The 17,879-nt window shown below is 68.3% G+C and carries 17 protein-coding genes and 1 pseudogene; 10 read left to right on the top strand and 8 right to left on the bottom strand.

Features of this window, described 5'->3' with window-relative positions:
- Nucleotides 1-107 precede the first annotated feature (107 nt).
- Nucleotides 108-749, bottom strand: a complete 642-nt coding sequence (locus tag NI1_RS03075) for a (2Fe-2S)-binding protein (protein ID WP_245663040.1) — start codon at nucleotides 747-749, stop codon at nucleotides 108-110.
- Nucleotides 750-1,026: 277 nt separating this feature from the next.
- On the opposite strand from NI1_RS03075, the gene NI1_RS03070 reads away from it, so the two are divergent.
- Nucleotides 1,027-1,497, top strand: a complete 471-nt coding sequence (locus tag NI1_RS03070) for a hypothetical protein (protein WP_067813806.1) — start codon at nucleotides 1,027-1,029, stop codon at nucleotides 1,495-1,497.
- Between the two features lie 70 nt (nucleotides 1,498-1,567).
- Here NI1_RS03070 and NI1_RS03065 read toward each other — a convergent pair whose 3' ends face one another.
- Both NI1_RS03065 and NI1_RS03060 read right to left on the bottom strand, forming a co-directional pair.
- The gene (locus NI1_RS03065; RefSeq protein WP_067815175.1) at nucleotides 1,568-3,775 is read right to left on the bottom strand and encodes a SulP family inorganic anion transporter; all 2,208 of its coding nucleotides are present in this window, start codon (nucleotides 3,773-3,775) and stop codon (nucleotides 1,568-1,570) included.
- 223 nt (nucleotides 3,776-3,998) lie between these two features.
- On the bottom strand, nucleotides 3,999-6,215 hold the full coding sequence (locus tag NI1_RS03060) for a SulP family inorganic anion transporter (RefSeq protein WP_067813804.1): 2,217 nt from the start codon (nucleotides 6,213-6,215) through the stop codon (nucleotides 3,999-4,001).
- 367 nt (nucleotides 6,216-6,582) lie between these two features.
- Here NI1_RS03060 and NI1_RS03055 point away from each other — a divergent pair, with 367 nt between their 5' ends.
- The gene (locus NI1_RS03055; RefSeq protein ID WP_067813803.1) at nucleotides 6,583-7,014 is read left to right on the top strand and encodes a hypothetical protein; all 432 of its coding nucleotides are present in this window, start codon (nucleotides 6,583-6,585) and stop codon (nucleotides 7,012-7,014) included.
- 4 nt (nucleotides 7,015-7,018) lie between these two features.
- Here NI1_RS03055 and NI1_RS03050 read toward each other — a convergent pair whose 3' ends face one another.
- Both NI1_RS03050 and NI1_RS03045 read right to left on the bottom strand, forming a co-directional pair.
- Nucleotides 7,019-7,627: a TenA family protein gene (locus tag NI1_RS03050; protein ID WP_067813801.1), complete on the bottom strand. Its 609-nt coding sequence runs from the start codon at nucleotides 7,625-7,627 to the stop codon at nucleotides 7,019-7,021.
- 17 nt (nucleotides 7,628-7,644) lie between these two features.
- Entirely contained in the window at nucleotides 7,645-8,403 is a 759-nt protein-coding gene (locus NI1_RS03045; RefSeq protein WP_067813799.1) for a group II truncated hemoglobin, read from the bottom strand.
- Nucleotides 8,404-8,452: 49 nt separating this feature from the next.
- On the opposite strand from NI1_RS03045, the gene NI1_RS03040 reads away from it, so the two are divergent.
- The 3 genes from NI1_RS03040 to NI1_RS03030 are packed head-to-tail and all read left to right on the top strand — an operon-like array spanning nucleotide 8,453 to nucleotide 10,823.
- Nucleotides 8,453-9,949 (top strand): FAD-dependent oxidoreductase, encoded by a 1,497-nt coding sequence (locus NI1_RS03040; RefSeq protein ID WP_067813797.1) that lies wholly within the window; start codon nucleotides 8,453-8,455, stop codon nucleotides 9,947-9,949.
- Between the two features lie 10 nt (nucleotides 9,950-9,959).
- Entirely contained in the window at nucleotides 9,960-10,199 is a 240-nt protein-coding gene (locus NI1_RS03035; protein WP_067813795.1) for a BON domain-containing protein, read from the top strand.
- 48 nt (nucleotides 10,200-10,247) lie between these two features.
- On the top strand, nucleotides 10,248-10,823 hold the full coding sequence (locus NI1_RS03030) for a TetR/AcrR family transcriptional regulator (protein WP_084522494.1): 576 nt from the start codon (nucleotides 10,248-10,250) through the stop codon (nucleotides 10,821-10,823).
- Between the two features lie 16 nt (nucleotides 10,824-10,839).
- Here the strand turns inward: NI1_RS03030 and NI1_RS03025 are convergent, their stop codons facing one another.
- Nucleotides 10,840-11,544 carry a GAF and ANTAR domain-containing protein gene (locus tag NI1_RS03025; protein ID WP_067813791.1) on the bottom strand — a complete coding sequence of 235 codons (705 nt, stop codon included), beginning with the start codon at nucleotides 11,542-11,544 and terminating at the stop codon, nucleotides 10,840-10,842.
- A gap of 245 nt (nucleotides 11,545-11,789) precedes the next feature.
- Between NI1_RS03025 and NI1_RS03020 the strand changes: the two genes are divergently transcribed.
- Both NI1_RS03020 and NI1_RS03015 read left to right on the top strand, forming a co-directional pair.
- On the top strand, nucleotides 11,790-12,002 hold the full coding sequence (locus tag NI1_RS03020; protein WP_067813790.1) for a DUF397 domain-containing protein: 213 nt from the start codon (nucleotides 11,790-11,792) through the stop codon (nucleotides 12,000-12,002).
- 25 nt (nucleotides 12,003-12,027) lie between these two features.
- Entirely contained in the window at nucleotides 12,028-12,261 is a 234-nt protein-coding gene (locus NI1_RS03015) for a hypothetical protein (RefSeq protein WP_067813787.1), read from the top strand.
- Between the two features lie 63 nt (nucleotides 12,262-12,324).
- Here the strand turns inward: NI1_RS03015 and NI1_RS03010 are convergent, their stop codons facing one another.
- Nucleotides 12,325-13,197, bottom strand: coding sequence for an alpha/beta fold hydrolase (locus NI1_RS03010; protein ID WP_067813785.1), 873 nt, complete (start codon nucleotides 13,195-13,197; stop codon nucleotides 12,325-12,327).
- Between the two features lie 186 nt (nucleotides 13,198-13,383).
- Nucleotides 13,384-14,100: pseudogene (locus NI1_RS03005) on the bottom strand (M23 family metallopeptidase); the annotation flags it as partial.
- Between the two features lie 319 nt (nucleotides 14,101-14,419).
- Here NI1_RS03005 and NI1_RS03000 point away from each other — a divergent pair.
- Genes NI1_RS03000 through NI1_RS02990 form a run of 3 tightly spaced genes read left to right on the top strand, consistent with a single transcriptional unit; the run spans nucleotide 14,420 to nucleotide 17,860 of the window.
- On the top strand, nucleotides 14,420-15,784 hold the full coding sequence (locus NI1_RS03000) for a glutamine synthetase family protein (protein ID WP_067815171.1): 1,365 nt from the start codon (nucleotides 14,420-14,422) through the stop codon (nucleotides 15,782-15,784).
- 16 nt (nucleotides 15,785-15,800) lie between these two features.
- Complete coding sequence (locus NI1_RS02995) at nucleotides 15,801-16,508, top strand: gamma-glutamyl-gamma-aminobutyrate hydrolase family protein (RefSeq protein WP_218026695.1); 708 nt, start codon at nucleotides 15,801-15,803, stop codon at nucleotides 16,506-16,508.
- Nucleotides 16,505-17,860, top strand: a complete 1,356-nt coding sequence (locus tag NI1_RS02990; protein ID WP_067813778.1) for an aldehyde dehydrogenase family protein — start codon at nucleotides 16,505-16,507, stop codon at nucleotides 17,858-17,860. The genes NI1_RS02995 and NI1_RS02990 overlap by 4 nt, the downstream gene beginning before the upstream one ends.
- Nucleotides 17,861-17,879: the final 19 nt, after the last annotated feature.

The raw sequence follows: 17,879 nt of genomic DNA, 5'->3' as shown, positions 1-17,879 counted from the left end.
GCATCGTCATAGGCGGGCGACTTACCCGCCGGTTCTGGTTTGCGCGGCGGTATACCCCCGGCGCGACCATGCTATCGGGAGGGTCCTACGCTGCGCCCACGCGGGCGTCAGCCTCGCGCGGCGAGTTCGGCCAGCAACTCTTCGCGCTGCGCCGCAGGTCGTTTGGGGCAGCTGGTGCACATTTCGCAGCCGGGCACCTCGAAAACCAGGCAGCAGGAGATGCGGCGCACAAAAGTGCGCCCGCCGATATCACTGAACCGCGGGACCGGCAGCCGCCCCGAAACGTCCCTGGCCAGCTGTGCACCGGCCTCCTGGTCACCGGCGTCCAGGGCTCGGTTGCCGATGGCGTCGGCGACGATCGCCCACAGCGCGGCGACCCCGGCCCCGCACACCTGCGCCACCACCGGAATCACCCGCGACAGGGTGTGCCGCAGGGCGTGGCCGACCGATTCCACCGCCTGCGCGCCGTCGTCCACCGGCAGCACGCGTTCGATCCCGCCGTCCGGCCGCACCTCGCAGCTGATCCGCTCCAGCACCGGGTCCACCTCCGGCCGCACCCCCACCTGCGCCCCGACCACGGCATCCACCAGCGACGATGCCGCCATGCACCACCACAGCGTCCCCGACACCCGCGAATCCCCGGTCCCCCACGAAACACCCATGTCGGCGATGCGTTCGGTGAGCCATTGCGGATCGAGCAGCACGGTGCCCGGCACCACGCTCATCGAAACCGGGGACTGCGCAACCATTTCCATCCCACTCCGATCCAGCCGCCGACCACAGGGTTGTCCACTACCCACGATGTCACGATCCGCGCCGCCCGGCCGCTCCCCCGACCACCCCGCTCCGACTCCGGCGACTCGGACAGGCTAGTTCCCGCCCGCGACCCCGCCCCGCAGGCGCGCCCGCAACCCCGCCCGCCCCCCGGATTCGGGGCACCCGAAAGAGATGAAACTCTAGTGCTTCACACCCGCGTGACGATAGGGTTCGACAACCCCGGCATCGGGACCACGATGGGAGTCGAGAGTGCAGTCGCAAGCCAACCTGAACCGCCGAATCGCTTGGGGCGCAGGCATAATCGCAAGCCTCGCCGCCGTCGGCCTGACCGCACCCCCCGCCTCCGCCGACGTTCTCACCCTCGCGGTCTCCAAACAGAACGGCGAACCCCAGGTAGGCGGCACCTTCCAGGTGCTGTCCCAAACCGAAGGCACCGGCACCGGCCTCTCCACCGGCTCCAGCTTCCTCAAAGCACCCGTTGTCTTCACCGACAACGGCACCTGCATCGGCAAGGCCCGCCCGGCAATGATCAACAACGGTCTCGCCCACGTCGAATGGACCCCCACCACCGCGGGCCAGCACACCATCACCGCCACCCACGGCACCAGCTCCAAATCCATCACCGTCACCGTCGCCCCCGGCGCCACCACCCAACCCGCCGCAACATCCCCCGACTGCACCGTCTCCGGCTCGGCCTCAGCCGGCAGCACCGACTTCTGACCGGCCCTTCTCCCGGACATGCCGAATGCGCGAAGTCCGGGAGGGACTTCGCGCACTCGGCGGGGGTGGATCAGCGGAGAGCTGTGGCCAAGGCCGATAGGTCTACGTCGGCGATTTCCGATAGGCCGTCGGTGGTTACTTCCAGGACTCGGGCCGTGCCGATGTCGAAGAAGAGGCCGGTGACGGTGAGGCCGCGGTCGATCATGGCGCGGCGGACCACGGGGTGGGCGTGCAGGATTTCCAGTTGCATGGCCACGTTCACCATGGCGAGCTGTTCGGGGATTTGGAAGCCCTCGCGGGCGGCCGCGGAGGCGACAGGGTGTCCGGTGCGGAACGCGTCCAGGGACGAGCGGCCGTGTTTGAGCCAGTCGCCGAGGCCGGGGCCGCTGGGGGCTCCGGCCAGCAGCGCCTTCATGGCGCCGCAGGACGAATGTCCGCATACCACCACGTGATCCACGCCCAGTTCGTCGATGGCGAAGGAGATGGCGGCTTCGATGGAGCTGTCGCGGCCGTGTTCGGGGACCAGGTTGCCGACGTTGCGGACGGTGAACAGGTCACCGGGACCGGAGTTGGTGATGACGTTCGGGACGATGCGGGAGTCGGCGCAAGTGAGGAAGAGCGAGTGCGGGTTCTGGCCGTCGCGTAGCTCGTCCAGGTGCGGGCGCACCAGGTGTGCGTTGCGGCGGTGGAAGGCGGCGACGCCGGAGGTGACGGGGTTGTCGCCTTCGCGGAAGGGGCTCAGGACGTCGTCGAGCAGGCCGCGGGCGCGGCCGCGCACCGGCGGGCCGGTGACCGAATCGGCCATGGGGACGCTGCCGAGTTCGACGAATTCGACCGTGCCGCCGTTGCTCTCGTGCTGGCGCGCCCAATCGTGGATGGCCTCGTAGGCGGCGTGGTCGAGGAAGTCGACGCTCATCTCGACCAGCACCGTGGCGCCGGCGGGCACCTTGGCCAGTTCCTTGGAGAGTTTCGGCAGCGCCAGGAAGGTGCAGGTGCCGTCGACGCTCACCAGCCAGCGGTCGGTTCCGGTCACCGGAGCGGCCACGACGACCACGCGCACCACACGCCACAGCAGGATCGCGAAGGCCAGCAGCAGACCGGCCAGCACGCCTTCGAGGAGGTTCAGGAAAACCACGCCGAGCACGGTGACTACGTAGACGACCAGGTCGCCGGTGCGGTGCGCGAGCCGGATGTGCGCCAGCTTGACCAGCTGGATGCCGATCACGATGAGCAGACCGGCCAGTGCGGACTTGGGGATCTGCTGCACCAGCCCGGCGAGCGCGACCGAGAAGACCAGGACCCAGATGCCGTGCAGGAAGGCCGAGGCGCGACTGCGCGCTCCCGCTTGCACATTGGTGGCCGAGCGCACGATGACGCCGGTGACGGGCAGGCCGCCGAGCAGGCCGGAGGTCATATTGGCCGCGCCCTGGGCGACCAGTTCCTTGTCGAAGTTGGTGCGCGGGCCGGTGTGCATCTTGTCGACGGCGACCGCGGACAGCAGGCTCTCGACGCTGGCGATGAGCGCGATGGTCAGCACGGCCAGCGCGACCGCGCCCCAGTTTCCGCCGGGCAGCGACGGCAGGCCGATGGCGTCGAAGAGCGAGCCGCTCAACACGATTCGTTCCGGGTTGCCGGGCAGCACCAGCGACAGCAGCGTGGCGGTGACGATGGCGACCAGCGGCCCGGGCAGCACCCGCACCTTCCCGGGCACGTACTTCCAGCTCAGCATGATCACGATGACCACCAGGCCGATGAAGAAGTCGTCACCGTGCAGGCTGGTGAGCTCCCCCGGCAGCTGGATCAGGTTCTGCCACGCCGAGCTGTGCGACGCGCCGCCGAGCAGCACGTGCAGCTGTTGCAGTGCGATGGTGACGCCGATGCCGGCGAGCATGGCGTGCACCACGACCGGTGCGATGGCCAGGGCGGCGCGCGCGATCCGGCTCAGGCCGAACACGATTTGCAGCACGCCCGCGGCGACGGTGATGAAACAGGCTGTCTTCCAGCCGAATTGGTTGATGGTTTCGGCGACCACCACGGTCAGGCCGGCGGCGGGACCGCTGACCTGGAGCGGGGAGCCGCCGAGTAGTCCGACCACGACGCCGCCGACCACGGCGGCGATCAGCCCGGCCGCGATGGGGGCGCCGGAGGCGACCGCGATTCCGAGCGAGAGGGGCAGGGCGACCAGGAACACCACGATGGACGCGGGCAGGTCGTAGCGCAGGAGATTGGCGGACCAGCCGTTGGCTCTACCTGGCGGTGAATCGGTGTCGAGAGACATTTCGGCTCCTTGCTCCGGAGTTGGACGGCTCCGGAAGATGTCGAACATGTACTGCGGGCATCGAATTGGGATGTGGACGGCGCTGTCCACAGAACTCACCGGACGAGTGGAGCCAGGCTAAGAGTAAAGACTTAGCAAAGGCTGAGAAAAACCGTGCTTGAATGTTACGCCCCGGTGAAACCCTCGCCAAGCATGTTTCGCAAACCTATGGAAACGGCTCCCATCAGGCCGGAAGCGCCGCGGCGGGCTGCCGGAGATCATCGATTTCGGCGATTCCGTCGACAGTGACCTCCACCACTCGCGCGGTAGCGATGTCGAAGAACAGACCCGACAACACCACTCCGCGCTCGTCGACGCCGCGCCGCACCACCGGATGCGAATAGAGGGTCTCCAACTGCACCGCCACATTCACCATGCCCAGCTGATCGACCGGCCCGAACCCGGCCGCCGCCGCGGCGCGCCCCACCGGATGCCCGAGCCGGAAGCGCTCCAGACTGGGCCGCGCCAGCGCGAGCCAGTCGTCGAGCCCGGAGCCGGTGACCGCCTCACCGTGCAGGGCTTCCATTGCGCCGCAAGAGGAATGGCCACACACCACCACCGAGCGCACATCCAGCTTGTCCAAGGCGTAGATGAGCGCGGCCTCCATCGAGGAGTCCTGCCGGTCGGCGGGGATCAGATTGCCGACATTGCGCACGGTGAACAGATCGCCCGGCCCGGAATTGGTGATCACGTTCGGCACGATGCGGGAGTCGGCGCAGGTGACGAAGAGCGAATCCGGTTCCTGACCGTCGCGCAGCACGCCCAGATGCGGGCGCACGACGTGCGCGTGGCTGCGGTGATAGGCCGCGATGCCCGCGGTAATGGGATCGACGTGGGCGGCGGTGCGCCGCCACGGGCCGAGCACCTCGTTGAGCATGTGCCGGGAGTCTCCGCGCGCGGGCGGGGCGTCGCCGGTGCCGGCCATGCGCACGGTGCCCATCTCGACGAATTGCACAATGCCGCCGTCGAGCCGATGCTGGCGCACCCACTCCTCGATGGCATCGCAGGCGGCGTGGTCGAGGAAGTCCACCGTCATCTCGATGGTGACATCCGCGCCCGTGGGCACCTTGGCCAGTTCCGCCGAAAGACGCGGCAGCGCAAGAAAAGTGCAGGTGCCGTCGACGGTCACCCGCCACCGCCCACCCTCGATCGCCTCGGCGGTCACCGAGACCCGCACCACCCGCCACAGCAGCAGCGCGCCCGCGAGTGCGAGCCCGACCAGCATGCCCAGCAACAGATTCCAGAACACCACCACGGTGATGGTCGCGGCGTACACCACGAGATCGCCTGTCCGCTTGGCCAATCGGATGTGGGCGAGCTTGATCAGCTGAATGCCGACCACGATCAGCAGTCCGGCCAGCGCCGCCTTCGGGATCTGCCGCACCACCCCGACCAGCGCCACCGAGAACAGCAGGATCCACAACCCGTGCAGCATGGTCGAGGCTTTACCCCGCGCGCCCGCTTTGACATTGGTGATGCTGCGCACGATGACCGCCGCGATGGGCAGCCCGCCGATCATGCCGGAGACCATGTTGGCCGCGCCCTGCCCGATCAGTTCCCGGTCCAAATCCGTTCGGCGCGCGGAGTTCTGGCGCAGCCGGTCCACCGCGACGGCCGATAGTAGCGTCTCCACACTGGCGATGAGCGCGATGGTGACCGCCAGCAGCGCCACCGTCGCCCAGCCGCCGCCGGGCACCCGGGGCAGCCGCAGTTCCTCGAGCAGCGATCCGTTCAGGGTGATGTGCTCGACGCTGGTGGGCAGCACCAGTGCTAGCAGGGTGGCGGCCAGCACCGCCACCAGCGCGGCGGGCACCATGCGCACCGGCTCGGGCAGTCGCCGCCAGCCGACCAGGATCGCGATCACCAGCAGCCCGATGAACAGGTCGCCCGGGCGCACCGAGGCCAGTTGATGCGGCAGCCCGGTGATGCTGTCCCACGAGGAGCTCAGCGAGTTGCCGCCGAGCAGGACGTGCACCTGCTGCAAGGCGATCACCACGCCGATACCGGCCAGCATGGCGTGCACCACCACCGGAGCGATGGCCAAGGCCCCGCGGGCGATCCGGCTCAGCCCGAACACGATCTGGAGGCCGCCGGCCAGCACGGTGATGAAACAGGTGGCCGCCCAGCCGAATTGGTTGATGGATTCCGCGACGACCACGGTCAGGCTGGCGGTGGGCCCGCTGACCTGGAGTGTCGATCCGCCGAGCAGGCCGGCCACCACCCCGCCCACCACGGCGGCGATCAGGCCGGCGGCGACCGGGGCGCCCGCGGCCACCGCGATGCCGATCGACAAAGGTAAAGAAACGAGGAAGACCACGAGGGAAGCGGGCAGATCGTGGCGCACCAGAGCCGGGAGTCCGGGAAGCGACGTCCGTTGAGGCTGATCGGTGTCGGTGGACATATCTCTCCTTCGCCGGACGGCGTGCGCCCGGTTCATCGGTCAACATGTACTGGCATCGAGAGCGAGCGGCGGGCGAGGCTGTGAGAGCACGACGCTGTGGAGAACATCCGCGGTAGCGGACCGTCGACAATCGTAAAGACACTGCAAAGAATTTGGAAAGGGTTTTCGGAACAGTTGAGGCGAACCCTTATCGAACTGTGACCTACCCCACAGTAGTTTGGTCAACCGTCCGGCTGCCGCGCGCTCCTCGATACGCCGTCACCTCGGTAACGACCCGGCGTGTCGGCTCCCGGCCCGCGAGCCCGGTGCGGTTCAGTGATTCGGCGCGACCGAATCGACCATCTGCTCGGATCCGGGAGGGACGCACATGATTTCCGCACCAGCGCCGAAGACCGCCGCGCTCACCGCCTTCATCGTCGCCGCGGCCGCCGCCGTCACCGGCATGGCCCCGACCACCGCCCTCACCTGCGGCACCAGCCTCACCGATTTCGGCGGCGAGTTCACCATCCGCAGCGAGCCCGCCACTTCGCTCGTCTTCGACGGCGACGGCGGCCTCACCTACTCCAGTGCGAGCGAGGGCACCGGCACCGGCCCCTACGCCGTGGTCCCCTCCGGCGGCTTCCTGTCCGCGGTCACCATGACCGATCACGGCACCGAAGGCCCCCAACCCGAAAGCGCCACACAGGCTTTCAAGAGCACGACCTTCCATTGCGATGCCCCCAGTTCGGTGGTGAGCTCCTTCACGGCGCTGGACCGCAAGGGCCGCACCTTCGATTACGTGCGGGTCAGCCCGAAGTAGCGCGTCAGGCGGGGACGTCCCAGAAGGCCAGTTCGTGGCGCATGCCCTCGAGGAAGAAGTGTTGCGCGCGTGCGGGTTCCGCGCCGGACTCGTCGAGCATCTGCGCGCAGCGGCGGGTCAGGCCGGCGAAGCCGGGGTCGGCGTAGGTGTCGATCCAGCGGCGGTAGCGGGGGTCCGCCGGCGGTTTCCCGGCCAGCCGGATACCGAGCGTGGAGTACCCCCACATGCACGGGTACAGCGCCGCCAAACCATCCGGGTACGAGGCCGCGGCATCGAGTAGGAAGGCCGTATACGCCTGGCACGGTCGACCTTTCACCGCTCCTTCGAGATCGGCCCCGAATTCGGCGGCCAGCGAGCGGTGCAGGGACAGCTCGTCGTGGAAGGTCGCGTGCGCCAGATCGACCAGATCGCCGACGTGCGCGTCCGGTGCCTGCCAGGCCAGGCGCGAGAAGACGCGGACGTAATCGAGCAGGAACAGATAGTCCTGTTCCAGCCAGGACCGGAAAACCGGCTCCGGCAGCTCGCCCCCGGCGATACCCGCCACCGTCGGATGGGCGAGCTGCTGTTCGACCAGGGGCAGCCCCAGCTGCTCGAGATGCGCCGAAAGACTCATCCCCCGAGTCAATCAGGTCAGCCGCGGTAGGGCGGCGTCACGCCCCAGCCCCAGTGCGGGATCGGGGCGTCGTAGGCTGCCACGCCCGGCTGTGAGTTGATGACGGCCAGGCGGGTACCCCATTCGATGTAGGAGGCGAACGCGGCGCGGAATTCCGGGTCGTGCGGCAGGCCCACCTCGTCGGCGGCGTCCATCAGCAGATTGACCCAGCGGCGGCGCTGCGGTTCGGCGATGTGCTTGCCCAGGTGCGCCGAGACCATGTGCCGGTAGTCGCCGCGTTCGGTGCTGTAGGCCGCCGGGCCGCCCAGGACTTCACCCAGCCACAGCGCCACGAAATGCGGGTGATTCGGGTTCATGTGCGCGAACAGCGGTCCGATCAGGTCGTCGGCGTGCACCTTGCGGTAGAAGACGTCGGTCAGGCGGTCGAACGCCTCCGCGCCGCCGGCCCATTCGTAGAGGGTGGGAACCGAGCCGCCGGTGCCGTGTACCTGGGTGCGCTCGTAGTGCCGCATCTCCTCGATATTCGATACATACGGTTTCACCTCGGCGAAGAAGGGCGGGAAGTGCTCGCCTTCGCGGAAACCCTTCAGATGGTCCGCCGCGGAGGTCCAGGTGATGCGCAGGGTGTAGCACTCGGGTTCCTCGACCGAGCGGGCCAGGTCGTAGTCGACGCATTGGGGGGCCGCGGCGAGGTGCTGCGCCGCACGGGAATACGCCGTTTCGAAGTCGGCGGCCTGCTCGGCGGGGATTCGATAACGGAGGTATTCGATGATCATGAACCCAAGGTAGGCGTTTCGGACGCACCGTGATGGTTATGGCCTCGCTATGACGTCTCTGTGGTTGATCGATACCCCGACCCCGGCCCGGCTGCCCGTCACGCCGGGACTCCGATTCGACGTGATCGTGATCGGCGCGGGGCTGACCGGCCTGACGACCGCGCTGCTGCTGGCCCAGAACGGGGTCCGGACGGCAGTGGTCGAGGCCCGGCGCATCGGGGATGGCACGACGGGCGCGAGCACCGCGAAAGTCTCTCTGCTGCAAGGCATTCGAGCTCAGCAGATCCGGGAGCAGCACAGCAGCGAAGCGCTGCGGCAGTACGTGGACGCCAACGCCGCGGCCCAGCAGTGGCTGCTGACCTACTGCGAAGCCAACGACATTCCCTTCCAGGTGGCCGACGCGCTCACCTACGCGCAGGCCGAAAGCGAGGTGGCGACCGTACGCGCCGAACACGACGTATTGCGGGAGGTGGGGCTGCCGGTCGAGTATCTGGAGCGGATCGATACGCCGTTCCCGTCGTTCGGCGCGGTCCGCCTCCCCGGCCAGACCCAGCTCAATCCGATGGGTCTGCTGTCGATGCTGGCCGCCGATATCGAGGCCCGCGGCGTGCCCATCTACGAATCGAGCCGGGTGCTGGGCGTCGGTTTCGGCCGCGGCGGCGATCATGTGGTCGATACCGAGCACGGTCCGCTGCATGCCGAAACGGTCGTATTGGCCACCGGCACACCGATTCTGGATCGCGGCGGTTTCTTCGCCCGGCTGACCCCGCAGCGCTCGTACCTGACCGCGTTCCGCACCACCGAGACGCTCCCCGAGGGCATGTACATCAGCGCCGGGCAACCGACCCGTTCCCTGCGCCGGGTGCCCGACCCCGAGGGCGACATCCTGCTGGTCGGCGGCAACGGTCACGTGGTGGGCCGGGAAACCCATACCGAGGCATGCGTCGACGACCTCACCGAGTGGACGCAGCGCTGGTTCCCCGCCGTCGAACCGCTCACCACCTGGTCCGCCCAGGATTACAAGCCCACCGGCGAGCTGCCCTATGTCGGCCCGATCCTGCCCGGTGTGGGCGGCATCCTGGTCGCCACCGGCTACGCCAAGTGGGGCATGACCAACGCGATCGCCGCCGCTTTGGCCCTGACCGGGCGCCTCACCGGGAAGTCCCCCGAATGGTCGCCCGCCCTCGCCAGCTGGCGGCGCTCGGACCTGGCCTCGCTGCCGCACGCGCTCTCCACCAATGCGGCTGTGGCCCAGAGCCTTTCGACGGGCTGGCTGCGCCTGGCCCGCACCAGCACCGACGATGTCCCGCCGCCGGAGGGCTGCGGCCGGGTGGAACGGCATCTGCTGCGCCCCACCGCGACCTGCACCGTCGGCGGCGTCACCACCGAGGTGTCGGCCGTGTGCCCGCACCTCTACGGCATCGTGCGCTGGAACGCCGCCGAGAAGTCCTGGGACTGCCCGCTGCACGGCTCCCGCTTCGCCGCCGACGGCACCCTGCTCGAGGGTCCCGCCACCAAACCCCTCTCCCCCATCTCGCCGCGATGACGCCCCGATCATGAACAGCAGCTCCGCATTCCTGCTGGCCCGCCTGCGCCGGCTGCTCGCCGAGGACGAGCCCGCCGGGCCGCCCGAGATCGAAGTGTCGGTGCGCGGCCGGGTCGTCGTGCTCGCCGGTGAGGTGACCAGTCCCTGCCGCCGGGCCCGGATGGAGAACCTGGTGCGGGAGATGCTGCCGCGCATCGATATCCGCAACGAGATCCGGGTGCGGTCCCCGGAGCTGCCGTACCACCCCTGATCCTAGGAGTACTAGGTTTAACCTGGTAGCCGAAGGAAGGAGGTGGGCATGTCGCCCCGATTGGGTCTCACCACCGAGCGGGTGGTCAGCGCGGCGGCGGAACTCGCCGACGAGATCGGCTTCGACAAGCTCACCCTGTCGGCGCTCGCCCGCCGCTTCGGCGTGAAGGATCCGAGCCTGTACTCGCATGTGCGCAATCTGCACGATCTGCGCGTTCGGGTGGCATTGCTCGCGAGTGCGGAGCTCAACGACCGCATCGGCGCGGCCATCGCCGGGCGGTCGGGCAAGGACGCGCTGGTGGCGTTCGCCGGGGCCTACCGGTCCTACGTGCTCGAATTTCCGGAACGCTATGCGGCCACCCAGATTCGGATGGACCCCGCCGAGGTCGCCGGCGAGCCCGCGCTGCTGCGCAGTATCGAACTGACCTCGGCGATCCTGCGCGGTTACGACCTGGGTGAAACCGAGGGCTTGGACGCGGCCCGCTTGCTGCGCAGCACTTTTCACGGATTCGCCACCCTGGAGTCCGCCGGGGGCTTCGCGCACTCCCGGTCGCCCGAGGACACCTGGCCGCACCTCGTCGACGCCCTGCACCGGACCCTGTCGAACTGGCCCGGCTACTCGTAGCACCCGCGCGGTCGGGTCAAACCCGCAGTCCGGCATCGACGATGGCGCCGGCGACCGCGTGCAGGCGCGCCTGCTTCCGGCGGGCATAGCCGCGGATCAGGTCGAAGGCTTCGTCGGGGGTGATGCCGTGCTGGGTGGCGATCATGCCCTTGGCCTGCTCGAGAATCACGCGTGAGCGCAGGGCGAATTGCAATTGTTCGGTGACCTGCTGCTGCTGGCGCCATTTGTTCGCGTTCACGACATATCCGGTGGCGATATCGGAGAGCAATCGGGCGACCTCCACTTCGTCGGGCGCCCAGTACCGCGGGTGCAGATCGTAGAGATTGACCACGCCGATGTTGTTCTCCCCCAGCCGCATCGGAATTCCGGCGACCGCCATCACCCGATACTCGGCGGCAAGCACGCTGTAGCGCGGCCATTCTCGCGCCCGGCGCGCGAGATCGGCCACCAGGATCGGTTTTCCGGTCCGGTAGGCGTCCACGCACGGTCCCTGCTGGGCGTCCTCCTGGCAGCGTTCGATGGCGGCCGACCGCTCGTCCGGCGCGGTCACGAATCGCAGTCGCCCGTTCATCTCCAGGGACACCCCGACACCGGATACGCCCAGCACCGCCGTGATTCCGTCGACGAGTTCGTCCAGGGCCGTCGCGACGTCGTAGTCGACGGGCAGCAACCGCGCGAACCGGGCCAGCACCTTCAGCAGCGCTTCGCTGTCATAGGTCATGCCACACCTCCTCGCGGTGGAAGTCGATCTCCTTGCGGCGTACCCGCAATATGACGCGACACGCCGAGCCCTCGAATTCCGGTTAACTCGAAAACTTCCTGCCGTACCCGCGATTACGGCGCTATCATGAACCCCAGCCCGATCGAAAGCGCTGCTGAACAGCACCGTTCGGTCCGTGGCATTACCACCCGAGTCCCCGGTGGATCCGTTCACAACGAAATCACTGCGGAAGGGACATCTTTTCGATGCGTAAGAAAGATATCGCCGGGGTTCCCGCTTTCAAGGCCGAAGCCAGTGGGCCGCACGGCAATTGCATGGGTTTCGCCCCATTGCCGGACGGCACGATCGCGATATTCGATACCGATGCCGACGAGCACGCGCCGGTGTTGCGTTTTACCGTCGATGAATGGACGGCGTTCGTGGACGGCGCCCGCACCTGCCGGTTCATTCCGCTCTGACGGCCGGCCGAGACGGATGTCAGTCATGTCGAAACAGACAATTCGGCACAGCGCGCGGGGCGCCCGGCCGGACCGGCGACTCGATCACAGCGGCCATCGAATCGCATTGTCCGCCATCGAGGTGCGGTGGTCCGAGACCCAGGCCGCGTTCGTGGCCCGGACCGATGAGTATCCCGAGCTCACCCATGCCGACCCGTGGTCGTCGCTGAGCGCGATGGACGGGCTGGTCGAGCGGATTCAGCGAATGAACAGCGGGTAAGCGGTCCCGGCAGGCCACCACGCTCGTTCCCGAGTCGTGGTGGCCGCGCCGGGCCGTTCTCGTTCAGTGGGCGGCGCGGATCGATGCCAGGATGTCGGCGGGCCGATCGACGAACAGCAGATGCCCCGCGCCGGGCACGATGGTCGAGCGCGCGGCGGGCAACGCGGCGGCCAGCCGGTACGCGTCGGCGACCGGAACGTTGCCGTCCGCGTCACCGTGCCAGATGTGGACGGGCACAGTGATATCCGCGAGGTCGAACCCCCACGGCCGCGAGAACAACAGCAGCGTGTCCGCGGCCACCCCGCGGCTGCCGCTCGCGAACGCCGCGGTGAGATTGGCCTCGAGCTCGGCGGCCAATTCCGCGTCTTCGAGCCGCGCCCGGTCCACCGGCGACATCTGGGCGATCATCGCGGCGAGCCCACCCGGCTTCCGCACCAGCGTCTGCATCCGCGCCGCCACCGGCCGCGCCAGGATCGGAAACCGGTGCAGCAACCGCAAACCGATGCCCCGCTGCCGCGCACTCTCCGCACCCGCACCCGCACCGTGCTCGAACGGCGCCGGCGAACTGACCAGCACCGCGGCAGTCACCCGCTCGCCCAATCCATGCGCACATGCCAGCGCATACGGCCCTCCCCCGGAAACCCCCAGCACCGCAACCCGATCCAGCCCCAGCCGGTCGGCCACCGCCCCGACCGTCCCCGCCCAATCGCCCACCCGCCCCCGCGGCGAAAGCGGCGACGCCCCGATCCCCGGCCGGTCGACAGCGATGATCCGCATACCCGCCGCCTCCCCCGCCCGATCGAAAGCCGCTGCCTCCACATGCGATCCGGGCAACCCGTGACAGAACATCACCGGCTCACCCGACCGATCACCGTATTCGGCGAGGCCCAGGGTCCGGTCCGGCAAGGTGATCGTCGACACCGAGATCGAGGTCATGGCAGCAGGTTACGAGGCCACGGCCGCCCAGTCGCGATAGACACCGTAAGGCGGACAATTCGACATAAGCAAAGGCGGGCGTCCAGTACGGCACGCTGTGCGGGTGTTCGAATCGCTCGGTGACGATCGCCCGGAACGATCAGTGGTAGTGGCGAATTCCGAGACGAATCGCGACCGGTAGGACGATCAGTCGCGTTCGGGGCCCAGGGAGATGCCGCGGCTGGCCAGCCAGGGTAGGGGGTCGATCTTGTTGGTGCCGTTCAGCCAGACTTCGAAATGGCAGTGCGGGCCGGTGGAGAAGCCGCGGTTGCCGACGGTGGCGATCTGATCGCCGGCCAGCACGCGCTGGCCTACCGACACGGTCGCGGTGTCGACGTGGCCGTAGACGGTGATGGTGCCGTCGTCGTGTAGCAGCCGGACCCACATGCCGAATCCGGAGGCGGGGCCGGCGCTGATCACGCGGCCGTCCTCGACGGCGTAGATGGGGGTGCCGATCGGTGCGGCGACGTCGACGCCCAGATGCTCTACGCCCCAGCGGGCGCCGAAGCCGGAGGTGAACACGCCCTGGGCGAATTTCGTGAAGAGCGGACGCAAGCCCGCTTCGGCGCGGGCCTGGTCGTCGGCGGCGAAATGCTCGCCGTTGCGCAGGATGTCCTGGAACTGGGCGAGGTCGTCGGCCGGGTCCGCGTCGAGGATCTCCGGGAAGTGTGCGTCGGTGCCGGCCGCGTCCGATTGCGGCACTCCGGCAACCTGCTGTGCGGCGGTGTGGATTTCGGCGTCCGCGGTGTGCTCTTGCAGTCCGGCCTGGATTGCCGCGACCGCGGCGCCCGCGGCCACCGCTGCCATTACCGCGCGCCCGCGCAATCGGCTCAGCGCCGAAGGCCGGCGATGCGCGCCCCTGCGCCGCGAACCGGCGCGAACCCTGTGATCATCCCCCGCACCCGTGCGCTCTCCCCGGAAAGCATTGCCCTGCACCAGAACCGAACCCTTCTACGCCACACTCTCCGGCGAATGCCCCGTCGCACACACGCGGCGGCCCGCATCTCGCCCTCATCGGGTGCTGGACCCTACCACCCCAACCTGTGAGAACCGGGCCGCGTCGCGAGCGCTTTCCGGGGCCGCGCGACGGCGGGAAGACGCGCCGATGATCTCTTGTGGATTCGGACACATCGACGCCCCCGGTTCGCCTAGCGTGAGCGAGTCGACGTCGGAAGGGGTCTTGATGCGAGCCGGGATGCTGAGCGTTGCCGATCTGGTGCAGCGGGTCGAGGCGGGGATGCTGGACACGGTGCTGGTCGCCATGACCGACATGCAGGGCAGATTGCAGGGGAAGCGTTGTTCGGCACGGTTTTTCGTGGAAGAGGTGCTGAACCACGCGACCGAGGCGTGTGATTACCTGCTGGCGGTCGATGTGGAGATGGCCACCGTCGACGGCTACGCGATGTCGTCGTGGGACACCGGGTACGGGGATTTCGTGCTGCGGCCGGATGTGAGCACGCTGCGGCTGGTGCCCTGGTGGCCGGGGACCGCCATGGTGTTGTGCGATGTGGAGCAGGTGGGGTCCGGCGGCAAGCCGGTGGTGGCCTCGCCGCGGCAGGTGCTGCGGGCACAGCTGGATCGGCTGGCCGAGCACGGCCTGTACGCGTATGTGGGGACCGAGCTCGAATTCCTGGTGTTCGACGACAGTTACGAGGCCGCGTTCCGGGACGGGTATCGGGATCTGAAGCCAGCCAATCAGTACAACGTCGATTATTCGATGCTGGGGACGGCGCGGATCGAGCCATTGCTGCGTCGGATCCGCAATGAGATGGCCGGGGCCGGGATGTATGTGGAATCGGCAAAAGGGGAATGCAATCCGGGGCAGCACGAGATCGCGTTCCGATATGACGAAGCGCTGGTCACCTGCGACAACCACAGCATTTACAAAACCGGGGCCAAGGAGATCGCGGCACAGGAAGGCCGCAGCATCACGTTCATGGCGAAATACAATGAGCGTGAGGGCAATTCGTGCCATATCCATATGAGCCTCCGGAACGAGCAGGGCGAGCCGGTATTCGCCGGAGACGAAAAGGACGGCGGCTCGCCGCTGTTCCGGCACTTCCTCGCCGGCCAGCTGGACTGCCTGCGCGAGTTCACCTACCTGCTTGCCCCGAACATCAACTCCTACAAACGATTCCAGGCGGGCAGTTTCGCCCCCACCGCCGTCGCCTGGGGCCAGGACAATCGGACCTGCGCGCTGCGCGTGGTCGGGCACGGACCGGCCTTGCGAATGGAGAACCGGGTTCCGGGCGGGGATGTGAATCCGTATCTGGCGGTGGCGGCGACCATCGCCGCCGGATTGCACGGCATCGAGCAGCAACTGCCGCTGGAACCGGAATTCCACGGCAATGCGTATCGCTCGCAACGCCCGCGCGTGCCGCGTACGCTGCGGGAAGCCGCGCAATTGTTCGGCGACAGCAAGGTCGCGCACAAGGCGTTCGGCGAGGAAGCGGTGCGGCATTACCGGAATGCGGCGCAGGTGGAATTGGATGCCTTCGACGCCGCCGTGACCGACTGGGAGCGGGTGCGTGGGTTCGAACGACTCTGAGGTGACGCGGCGGCCGGTGATCGGGCTGCCGACATACTCCGAACGCACGAAGTTCGGGCATTGGGAGGTGGATGCGGCGGTGCTCGCGCGCACCTACGTGGATATGGTCGAGCGGGCGGGCGGAATCCCGGTGCTGCTGCCGCCCACCGGGATCGCGCGGGCGGAGCTGGTGGAGCGGCTGGACGGGCTGGTGCTGACCGGCGGGGCGGATCTGGAGCCGTCCCGGTACGGGGCCGAGCCGCATCCGGCGACCAAGGGCACCCGCCCGGATCGCGACGAGTTCGAGTTCTCGCTGTTCGAACTGGCCCGCAAGGCCGGAATGCCGGTGCTGGCGGTCTGCCGGGGACTGCAATTGGTGAATGTCGCGCTGGGCGGCACACTGCTGCAACATCTTCCGGAGGTGCTGGGCCACACCGGGCACGGCCGTGCACCGGGCGTTTTCGGCGTCACGACGGTGCGGACCGTGGCGGGCAGCCGGGTGGCGGCCATCGCCGGGCCCGAGCTGGACGCCCACTGCCACCATCATCAGGCGATCGGCGAGCTCGCGGCCGAACTCGTCGCCTCCGCGCACGCCCCCGACGGCACCGTCGAAGCGGCGGAGACCCGCGACGGCCCGTTCCTGGTCGGGGTGCAGTGGCATCCGGAGGAGAACACGACCGACCACCGGCTGATGCTGGCCCTGGTGGAGCAGGCGAAAAGCTATGGAGAGGAGCGGAATCGGTGACCCAGGTGTTCAATCCGGCGACCGAGGAGCTGGTGGCGACCATCGAATCGGCCGATGCGGCCGCGACGGATGCCGCCATCGAGCGGGCGCAGCGGGCGCTGCCGGCGTGGAAGGCGATCGCACCGGGCGATCGGGCGCGATTACTGCGGCGGTTCGCCGAGGCCGTGGATGCCGACCTGGAGCGGCTCGCGGAGCTCGAGGTGCGCAATGCCGGGCACACCATCGGCAATGCGCGGTGGGAGGCGGGCAATGTGCGCGATGTGCTGCACTACAGCGCCGGACTGCCGGAACGCTTGCTGGGCAATCAGATTCCGGTCGCCGGGGGTGTGGACATCACCTTCTGCGAACCCTTGGGCGTGGTCGGCATCATCGTGCCGTGGAATTTCCCGATGCCGATCGCGGCCTGGGGTTTCGGGCCCGCGCTGGCGGCCGGGAACACGGTGGTGCTCAAACCGGCCGAGCTGACGCCGTTGACGGCCATCCGGCTGGGTGAGCTGGCGCTCGAAGCGGGCCTGCCCGAGAACGTCTTTCAGGTGATTCCGGGGCGCGGTTCCGTGGTCGGCGCCCGCTTCGTCACCCATCCCGCCGTGCGCAAGGTGGTCTTCACCGGCTCTACCGAGGTCGGTAAGCAGATCATGGCCGGCTGCGCCGAACAGGTGAAGCGGGTCACCCTCGAATTGGGCGGCAAGAGCGCCAATATCGTCTTCGCCGACGCCGATATCGAGAAGGCCGCCGCCACCGCCCCGTACGGCGTCTTCGACAATGCCGGGCAAGATTGCTGCGCCCGCTCACGAATCCTGGTGCAGCGCAGCATCTTCGACCGATTCCTGGAACTGCTCGAACCGGCCGTTCAGGGCGTCAAGGTCGGCGACCCCGCCGACGAATCCACCGAGATGGGACCGCTCATCTCGGCCGCGCACCGCGAACGCGTCGCCTCGTTCCTGGAGCCCTCGACCAAGGTCGCCTTCACCGGCACCCGCCCCGAAGGCCCTGGATTCTGGTTCCCGCCAACGGTTGTACTGCCCGCCGGTGCCGCCGACCGCGTCCTGACCGAGGAGGTCTTCGGCCCCGTGGTCGCCGTCCTCCCCTTCGACGACGAAGCCGATGCCCTGCGCATCGCCAACGACTCCGAATACGGCCTGTCCGGCTCCATCTGGACCTCCGATGTCGGCCGCGCTCTGCGTGTGGCCCGCGGCGTCGAAGCCGGGAACCTGTCGGTGAATTCGCACTCCTCCGTGCGCTATTGGACCCCCTTCGGCGGCTACAAACAGTCCGGCCTGGGCCGCGAACTGGGCCCGGACGCCGCCCGCGCCTTCACCGAAACCAAGAACGTCTTCATCGCCACCGACTAACCATCCAGAAGGAGATACG

It is taken from the genome of Nocardia inohanensis NBRC 100128 (assembly GCF_001612945.1).
Lineage (GTDB): Bacteria > Actinomycetota > Actinomycetes > Mycobacteriales > Mycobacteriaceae > Nocardia > Nocardia inohanensis.
The sequence above is the reverse complement of the archived record's forward strand: the minus strand, read 5'-3'. Positions and strand labels throughout refer to the sequence as shown.